This is a genomic window from Gilliamella sp. Fer4-1 (genome assembly GCF_001690515.1).
GTDB classification, from domain to species: domain Bacteria; phylum Pseudomonadota; class Gammaproteobacteria; order Enterobacterales; family Orbaceae; genus Gilliamella; species Gilliamella apicola_C.
The window spans coordinates 1-7,774 of sequence record NZ_LZGZ01000284.1 but is presented as its reverse complement, the minus strand read 5'-3'; the positions used below and the strand labels follow the sequence as shown (position 1 = coordinate 7,774).

The 7,774-nt window shown below is 35.5% G+C and carries 7 protein-coding genes; 1 reads left to right on the top strand and 6 read right to left on the bottom strand.

What is annotated here, in order from left to right; translation table 11 throughout:
- Positions 1-357, bottom strand: a 357-nt coding sequence (locus tag A9G30_RS09860; RefSeq protein ID WP_141672073.1) for an Arm DNA-binding domain-containing protein, incomplete at its 3' end; no start/stop codon positions are given.
- Positions 335-460 carry a hypothetical protein gene (locus tag A9G30_RS13380; protein WP_255305766.1) on the bottom strand — a complete coding sequence of 42 codons (126 nt, stop codon included), beginning with the start codon at positions 458-460 and terminating at the stop codon, positions 335-337. The genes A9G30_RS09860 and A9G30_RS13380, both read right to left, overlap by 23 nt.
- A 187-nt stretch (positions 461-647) precedes the next feature.
- On the opposite strand from A9G30_RS13380, the gene mutS reads away from it, so the two are divergent.
- Positions 648-3,209 carry a DNA mismatch repair protein MutS gene (gene mutS, locus A9G30_RS09855; protein WP_065588840.1) on the top strand — a complete coding sequence of 854 codons (2,562 nt, stop codon included), beginning with the start codon at positions 648-650 and terminating at the stop codon, positions 3,207-3,209.
- 96 nt (positions 3,210-3,305) lie between these two features.
- Here mutS and dld read toward each other — a convergent pair whose 3' ends face one another.
- The 4 genes from dld to A9G30_RS13030 form a co-directional block, all read right to left on the bottom strand.
- Positions 3,306-5,009 (bottom strand): D-lactate dehydrogenase, encoded by a 1,704-nt coding sequence (gene dld / locus A9G30_RS09850; protein WP_065588839.1) that lies wholly within the window; start codon positions 5,007-5,009, stop codon positions 3,306-3,308.
- Positions 5,010-5,475: 466 nt separating this feature from the next.
- A complete protein-coding gene (locus tag A9G30_RS09845; RefSeq protein ID WP_065588838.1) occupies positions 5,476-6,312 on the bottom strand; it encodes a YcxB family protein in 837 nt (278 codons plus the stop codon).
- A 438-nt stretch (positions 6,313-6,750) separates the two neighbouring features.
- Positions 6,751-6,876, bottom strand: a complete 126-nt coding sequence (locus tag A9G30_RS13375) for a hypothetical protein (protein ID WP_255305765.1) — start codon at positions 6,874-6,876, stop codon at positions 6,751-6,753.
- A 23-nt stretch (positions 6,877-6,899) separates the two neighbouring features.
- Positions 6,900-7,774 (bottom strand): hypothetical protein (locus A9G30_RS13030; RefSeq protein WP_176700894.1); only part of this gene is annotated, 875 nt, incomplete at its 5' end.

The following is a 7,774-nucleotide window of genomic DNA, read 5'->3' as shown; positions in this document are numbered from 1 at the left end:
TGTTCTTCTAACTTCATTTTGACCTTTAAGCTTTCTTGCTCCTTTTATTACTTTACCATCTTTAGTATGGCGATCTTGGATATATTCTGTTAAATATAAATCAATCATTTTCTTAATGGTAAACTTAGATTTATTTTCTTGAGCTTTTTTAAGTTGTAGTTCATTAATTTTTTGTTGTTCTCGTAGCTCTCTAGGACAATATCCACTTTCTCGAATTTTTTTCAACTCTTGCAATTTTATACGATCCTCAGCTAATTGCATTTGTGGGAAATAACCAATAGTCATTTCAACTAATTTACCATCAGTTCTTCGAAATCTATATATAAACCGTTTTTTACCAGTTTTTTGAACACTCAACTCTTAAACCACGATTTTCATTACAATCGGATAATACTTTACCATTCGGCTTTAGTTTTACTATAGCTTGATGTGATAATGCTTTTTGATCACCATTTGCCATAAAATACCCCTCTGCTATGAACTAATAATCAGTTATAATAAAAAGATGATAACTATTATGTTAGTTATACTTTTAGTTACACTAATGATTAAGAATTAGTGAGATTTTATGAGTTAAAATGATATTTAATGAGACCAATTGAATTTATCAACATATTGAAATATAAATAAAAAACACAAATAACACTATGAATGAAAATGAAAACTTCACCGACCACACACCCATGATGCGGCAATATTTAAAACTTAAAGCCGAAAACCCCGATATTTTGCTTTTTTATCGCATGGGTGATTTTTACGAGATGTTTTATGACGATGCTAAACGTGGCTCGCAGCTTTTAGATATTTCGCTCACTAAACGCGGCTCTTCAAATGGTGAGCCTATTCCTATGGCGGGTGTGCCCTATCATGCTGTTGAAAGCTATCTAGCCAAGTTGATTTCACTCGGTGAATCCGTCGCTATTTGCGAACAAGTTGGCGATCCGGCTACCAGTAAAGGCCCTGTTGAACGTAAAGTTGTTCGTATTGTTACCCCAGGTACTGTCAGTGATGAATCGTTACTAGAAGATCGCAAAGACAACTTACTGGCTTCAATTTGGCAACAAAACCGCCATTATGGTTATGCGACACTCGATATCAGTTCAGGCCGATTTTTTGTTTTCGAATGTGATAATTTCGAAGCAATTCAAGCCGAATTGCAACGAACCAGTCCCGTTGAATTACTCTATCCCGAAGATTTTCAATGCATGCCATTAATTGAACATCGTCATGGTTTGCGCCGTCGCCCGCAATGGGATTTTGACCTTGAAACGGCAAAACAGCAACTCAATTTACAATTTGGTACCAATGATCTTGTCGGATTTGGTGTTGAAGACTGCCATTACGCACTTTGTGCAGCGGGGTGCTTATTGCAATATGTTAAAGATACCCAACGCACGGCGCTGCCTCATATACGTTCAATTATCAAACAATCAGCCTATGATTTTGTGGTATTAGATGCAGCCACTCGGCGTAATCTAGAAATTACTGAAAATCTAGCTGGTGGCACTGAAAATACCGTTGCTGAAATACTCGATAAAACCCAAACGCCAATGGGTAGCCGAATGCTTAAGCGTTGGTTACATGCACCAATTCGCAATTTGACAATATTACAAAATCGCCAACTTGCGATCAGTGAATTACAAAATTATATTGATGATACCACCCCATTATTAAAACAAATTGGCGATTTAGAACGTATTTTAGCAAGGCTCGCGTTGCGAACTGCTCGCCCTCGTGATTTTGCTCGTCTGCGTGATGCTTATAATTTATTACCACAGTTACAAAATCTATTGAGTTGCCTTACTTCGCCCGCATTAATCACATTGCGTGCCAAAATAAACCAATTTGATCGCATAGCAGATATTTTAAATCATGCTATTGTTGATGCCCCGCCCGTGATTATTCGTGATGGCGGTGTGATTGCAGGTGGATATAATGCAGAGCTAGACGAGCTACGAAGCCTTGCTGATGGTGCAACCAATTATCTAGAACAGCTTGAAATACGAGAGCGTGAAACGCTTGGCATTGATACGCTTAAAGTGGGCTTCAATGCGGTGCATGGCTACTATATCCAAATCAGCCGAGGTCAAAGCCATTTAGCGCCAATTCATTATACTCGTCGTCAAACACTGAAAAATGTTGAACGGTACATAATCCCCGAGCTTAAAGAGTATGAAGATAAAGTCCTTACAGCTAAAGGGCGAGCATTAGCGCTCGAAAAACAACTTTACGAACAGCTATTTGATCTATTAATGCCCGAACTCGCCGATATGCAAATTAGCGCTGATGCCATTGCCGAGCTTGATGTTTTAACCAACCTTGCAGAGCGCGCATTAACACTTAACTATCAAACACCAACACTATCAACCAACGCAGGTATAGAAATTAAAGATGGGCGGCATGTGGTTATTGAACAAGTATTACAGACGCCTTTTATTGCCAATTCACTATCATTATCACCAAGCAGACGCATGTTAATTATTACTGGACCAAATATGGGAGGGAAAAGTACTTATATGCGTCAAGCGGCTTTGATTGTGTTGCTTGCCTATATTGGTAGTTTTGTACCTGCATCAAAAGCAACAATTGGCCCAGTAGATCGCATTTTTACCCGAATTGGCGCTTCAGATGATTTAGCTTCAGGGCGTTCTACGTTTATGGTTGAAATGACTGAAACGGCTAACATTATGCATAATGCCACAGAACAAAGCCTTGTTTTAATGGATGAAATCGGTCGAGGCACCTCAACTTATGATGGGCTTTCTTTAGCTTGGGCCTGTGCGGAAAATTTAGCTAATGAAATCAAATCAATGACACTGTTTGCCACCCATTACTTTGAATTAACCCAACTACCTGAACATCTGCAAGGTGTTTATAACATCCACTTTGATGCTATTGAACACGATAATACTGTTGCTTTTATTCACGAAGTATCTGAAGGTGCGGCTAGTAAAAGTTTTGGTATTGCTGTTGCTGGGCTTGCTGGCGTACCCAAAGCAGTATTAAAACGAGCTAAACAAAAATTGAAAGAGCTAGAAATTATTTCCAAACAATCTGCTGGTAGCCATATTGATAAATCGCAACTCTCGTTGATGATCAGTGAGCCAGCAACGTCAGAAGTCGAAGAAGCATTAAAACAGATCGATCCTGATGCTTTAACACCTAAACAAGCTTTAGAAATGCTATATCAATTAAAAAAATTATTGTAATGTGCAAGCGCAATAATCGTTTTATCACATTACAATTTAACAACTATCAATAATCACTGCCAAATTGACTTTTGGCAGTTAGATTTTTAGGTGTGATTACGCCCAATGCTTTTTCTTTGATGTTTTACCAATACCAGGGTTAAAGCTATTTGTTGGATCGAGCTGTTGATAGAATTTTTTCAAATCATCATTCGCATGATACAAATGCCCAACATTATGCTCTGCTGGATACTGAGCCCCTCGCTGGTCGAGTAATGCTAAAATATCGTGCTTAACTTTATCGCAATCCACCCCTTTTTTGGCAATATAATCTTGATGAAAAACATAACAGAAAAAATGCCCATAATACATTTTGTGAATAAAATGTTGATCGATATCTTTTGGTAGCGTTTCAAACCAATCGGTATCATTGCGTTTTAATGCAATATCAAGTGCCACAATGTCTTCTACTGTTTTACTATGCACATTGCGGTAAGCCGTTGCAGCCCCTGCGGCAGCAAAGCGGTGTAACATCGCTGCTTGTGCTTCCTTTTCATTTTCATTGCATAAAAAATAATTACCATTTTTATTTCGAAAATAGCCTTTTAAAAAAGCTTCGGCCTCAGCGATTCCATCATCTGCCATTTTTAAGATAAGATGATGCTGATAACAATCACGATAATTGCGTAACGACTTAGGCAAGTGCTTTGGTAATAATCGACAAACAAAAATAGAAAACCGATCCGAAAAATTCTTAGGGAAAAACGGAATTTTAGCGGTAATGCGATCTACAACATTTTTAAAAACAAACAGGCGTGGCATCATATCTGTGCCTAATTTCTGAATAGCAAGAAAGGTTGGTTTACCATAAATAGCTGCAATATCAAAAGCCACGCGATGCATATATTCGCCCGACACAGGTAAGGTTTTAAATTGACGCAAAATATGGCGGCGAATATCATTTAATTCAGTAATATTATTTGTGCCAATATAAAATACAGCCGATTTATTTTCTAAAGGAAAGGTATCTAAGCGCACGGCAAAAACCATTAAACGTCCGGCACTGCCCGACGCTTCATAATGGCGGGTTGGATCGGCATTAAACCGAGCAGGCGTATTAGCATCAACTTGACGAACATGCTCACAATAATGATGATCATGACCTAAACCTGCATCTGCATTTATATCTTTATCGGTATAAGTATGATTTTGCAAATTTTGCAAAATCGTTTCTGGCTCATCCCCCAGCTCAATACCTAAATGATTAACTAAGTGCAATTGTCCTTGCTGATCTAATTGAGCAAAAACAGCCATTTGAGTATACGCAGGTCCTCGCTGAATAAGCGCACCGCCAGAATTATTACAAACGCCTCCCATCACTGATGCACCAATGCAAGATGAGCCAATCACCGAATGTGGGCCTCGATGATATTTTTTTAATTCTTTTTCTAGCCGATAGAGCGTGCTACCTGGCAAGCAAACAACTTGTTCACCATTTTTAATAACATTAATCCCGTCCAATCTGCGAGTGCTAACAATAACGATAGGGCGATCATAATCATTGCCATCTGGCGTAGATCCTCCTGTTAAACCTGTATTCGCTGATTGTGCAATCACAATCACATCAGCCTCAACACAAGCTTTTAAAACTTGCCATTGCTCAACAAGTGTGCCTGGCAAAACTACCGCCAAGGCATCTCCCTTACCAAAGCGAATACCTTGACGGTAAGGAAGTGTTCGGCTAGGAGTAGTTAAAGTATATTTATGTCCAACAATACTTTGTAGCTTCTCAATGAGTTTAGCTGTTTGATTACTTTTCATATCGGTATGTCCCATGTATATTGAAAATTGTATTGCGTTAACACTGGTTATTTAATAATCAACCATCTTAACTAAAAGCTACACAATTAGCTATCGGTATTTCATCAATCTTTACCGCGCGTTAATCGTTATTTTTCATGAAAAATAGATTAACCGTGAAGTATAGTCGTTAAGTTTAAGCGTAAATAATGGATAAGTTATCGGTTATCATTGAGCATCAAGTGCAAGGATTTACGCTTTCTTATACATTCACTTTTTTATGATGGAGTGGGCATATGCAATTTTTATCATTAACAATAAAAATCTATTTGATATGATTTACCTTATTTTAAGATGTATTATTACTTTCTCGCTTAATCATTAACTTTAATCTTAGAAATAACAACGTAACATCCGTAGAAATAAGACAAGAAAATATCCTTCTGGGAGGTTGAGAGGCGTAAGATTAAATGCATACCAAATATGACTAACAATAATTCTTATTTTGCTTAAAACTTTCCTCAAGTTTTTGCCGTTGCTGATGAGTAAATTCGTCATAAAAAAGAAAATAAAAAGAATATTTTTGTATTTGTATTAAATAGCCTTTCTTTAATTTTCTTATCTTATAAAATTCCGAATATTTAATTTTAACTCCAGATAGTTTTTCTTTATATGTGCATTCTAATTTATCATTATAAAATGTGATAATTGCATGGCGATAAACGCTATTCACCGATTTAACAATGCGATTCACCGATAATCGCAAACACAATGGATACCCAACCAAGGCAAAAATAGAACCCAATAGCATAGATAGAGAAATTTGATCAAAAATAAAACCTATCAGTATAATAAAAAGTATTACAAACATTCCGATCGTTATATTACGGTACAAATACATGAGCCCCGTTAGGATTCTTTGTGTTGTCACTTCGTAATTTTCAATAACAGCTAATGGTGCGTCACACTCTTTTTCGTAATATGGCTTTAAGTTATTGTCTAATATTATTAAATGTTCGGGCTTAAATAGTTCAAATTTAACAAAATAAAATATTGTGCAATTAACAAAAAATAGATACCCATCTGCTTTTTTATGGATTTGATAAAAGTCTTGATAATAGTAAGTATTGGTTTCACTTTTATCCTGATTATGTAATATCATTTTTTCATCATCAAATGTGATTAGAAAATTTCGCATATTGTCGGCTATTGAGCGGTCTAAATTCTCGGCAAACTCTTTATCTAGCACGCCAGACTGAGCATAGTACGAATCTAACAAATATTGCGAGTTGATTTTATATTCTACAGTTATTTTTTTATTCATTGTTTAGCTCTTTTGTAAATATCCCAAACTGAGTACACAACTCACGTAGAAAATTAAGCGACCTATTTTAGTGCTTTATATTCAATCGGTGTTATGTTATTTTATTTAATGCCTTTGCGGTCTTTCGGTGTTATAAATCGTTAACCATTCTTCGCTTGTTTTCCTTAAAAGTTGAATTATGCCCTATTTACGGCACAGCTCTTTAACAGGAATACCATCCTCAGCTTCTTTTAAAATAGCTACAATTTGATTCAGCCCTTTTTCATCATTAAATCCCATTTTACTTTTATCATAGAGAATTTTCTACTGCACTATTTTAATGGGTAGTTACACTGCATTTTTTCTTTTTGAAATGCAATTGGTGATTGTTGGTACCGCTTTCTGTTTTTTTGTTTATCATAGCAATGACCTTATAAAACGGGTACTAATTAGTGTAACCTATCCACTATACAACCAGCTTAAATAGTGACCTCGCCCAAAGGCATGGATTAATCTGACTTCTTTTTCAACTAATATAATTGTCTTTTCACTCTCCAGTAATCCATCTGCTAATGCTCGTTTCATGGCAAATCATTAATACCTTTGTGCTACTGAGTATACACTAACTCCTCTTTTGTTGGTTGTCTGTAAGCCACAAAATAATCTTTACCTACAATAAATAATGTATTGTTCATATAAATGGCTTGATTGCCATTTAATAAAAATTTAGCTATAGGTAGTTCATCAATATTTTCAAATGTGGCATATTCCAATTCGTTACTGATATCAATGTGATATTTTTTAAAATTTTCTACTTGCTGTTGATATAATGCCTCATTATCAAAAAATTGTTTTGAATTAGTCTTACCAAAGTTTACCGGATAAGATTGTTGATAATTAATACAAAGTTTTTTTTCATTAGCATTTAAAGTTAATGTCGCACTATCAAGCTCTTCTAATTGCCCCCCCTCAAAACGTAAATAATTATTAGCTTGCTTACTTGTTAACAAAAGACTTCTAGGCGAATGTTTATTTGGATCTTTAGTAGCCCATTTGCTATAGCAATTAGACGTAACCGGTATTTCTTGAAACTTTCCTTCTTTTGTAATTTGAAAATGTTGTATTTCTATTGTTTCATCTTCAAAGCGTTGTTGGCGTTCAATGGAATAGTTTTTGTCTATATTGTAACCACCAAAACCGGCTGGATACATATTTGTTGCCTCATCTCTTGTTGCGCCATAATAATTTTTTAATATTATCTTATCTAAAAAATCATATTGTTCTGATAAAAGGTAAAGATAAATTATTTGCTCTTCATTTTCTTGTGTGCCAGTTATTAAAATTGGATTTATCACATTATTAATTTGAGGTAGCTTTATTCCATTTAAATCAATTAAATAATTATTTAACTGTTCATATAAACTATCGTTATCGAATAAGTTTAAATAGTATGCAAAACTTCTTGATATATTTTGAGGGTAAT

Bases quoted from the DNA above. Each gene is read 5' to 3' on its own strand.
- A9G30_RS13380 (WP_255305766.1), bottom strand. From the start codon at position 460: ATGGCAAATGGTGATCAAAAAGCATTATCACATCAAGCTATAGTAAAA.
- mutS (WP_065588840.1), top strand. From the start codon at position 648: ATGAATGAAAATGAAAACTTCACCGACCACACACCCATGATGCGGCAA.
- dld (WP_065588839.1), bottom strand. From the start codon at position 5,009: ATGAAAAGTAATCAAACAGCTAAACTCATTGAGAAGCTACAAAGTATT.
- A9G30_RS09845 (WP_065588838.1), bottom strand. From the start codon at position 6,312: ATGAATAAAAAAATAACTGTAGAATATAAAATCAACTCGCAATATTTG.
- A9G30_RS13375 (WP_255305765.1), bottom strand. From the start codon at position 6,876: ATGAAACGAGCATTAGCAGATGGATTACTGGAGAGTGAAAAGACAATT.